Source organism: Acinetobacter thutiue, from assembly GCF_030385805.1.
GTDB classification, from domain to species: domain Bacteria; phylum Pseudomonadota; class Gammaproteobacteria; order Pseudomonadales; family Moraxellaceae; genus Acinetobacter; species Acinetobacter corruptisaponis.
Genome location: NZ_JAUDZE010000027.1, coordinates 1 through 1,040 on the forward strand (window position 1 = coordinate 1; position 1,040 = coordinate 1,040).

Genomic DNA, 1,040 nt, shown 5'->3' on the forward strand with positions numbered 1-1,040 from the left:
GCACCAATCCATCTCTGGAAAGTTTCTAGTATGTCAAGGCCAGGTAAGGTTCTTCGCGTTGCATCGAATTAAACCACATGCTCCACCGCTTGTGCGGGCCCCCGTCAATTCATTTGAGTTTTAGTCTTGCGACCGTACTCCCCAGGCGGTCTACTTATCGCGTTAGCTGCGCCACTAAGTCCTCAAAGGACCCAACGGCTAGTAGACATCGTTTACGGCATGGACTACCAGGGTATCTAATCCTGTTTGCTCCCCATGCTTTCGTACCTCAGCGTCAGTATTAGGCCAGATGGCTGCCTTCGCCATCGGTATTCCTCCAGATCTCTACGCATTTCACCGCTACACCTGGAATTCTACCATCCTCTCCCATACTCTAGCCAAACAGTATCGTATGCAATTCCCAAGTTAAGCTCGGGGATTTCACATCCGACTTATTCAGCCGCCTACGCACGCTTTACGCCCAGTAAATCCGATTAACGCTCGCACCCTCTGTATTACCGCGGCTGCTGGCACAGAGTTAGCCGGTGCTTATTCTGCGGGTAACGTCCACTCTTCAAGGGTATTATCCTCAAGAGCCTCCTCCCCGCTTAAAGTGCTTTACAACCAAAAGGCCTTCTTCACACACGCGGCATGGCTGGATCAGGCTTCCGCCCATTGTCCAATATTCCCCACTGCTGCCTCCCGTAGGAGTCTGGGCCGTGTCTCAGTCCCAGTGTGGCGGATCATCCTCTCAGACCCGCTACAGATCGTCGCCTTGGTAGGCCTTTACCCCACCAACTAGCTAATCCGACTTAGGCTCATCTATTAGCGCAAGGTCCGAAGATCCCCTGCTTTCCCCCGTAGGGCGTATGCGGTATTAGCATTCCTTTCGGAATGTTGTCCCCCACTAATAGGCAGATTCCTAAGCATTACTCACCCGTCCGCCGCTAGGATCAGTACCGAAGCACATCACCCCGCTCGACTTGCATGTGTTAAGCCTGCCGCCAGCGTTCAATCTGAGCCATGATCAAACTCTTCAGTTAAAATCATTTTGCACCTTA

1 rRNA gene is annotated in these 1,040 nt (G+C 52.2%); it reads right to left on the reverse strand.

Annotated features, from left to right (window positions below):
* Window positions 1-1,022, reverse strand: a 16S ribosomal RNA gene (locus QTA56_RS18250); the annotation flags it as partial.
* Between the last annotated feature and the right edge of the window lie 18 nt (window positions 1,023-1,040).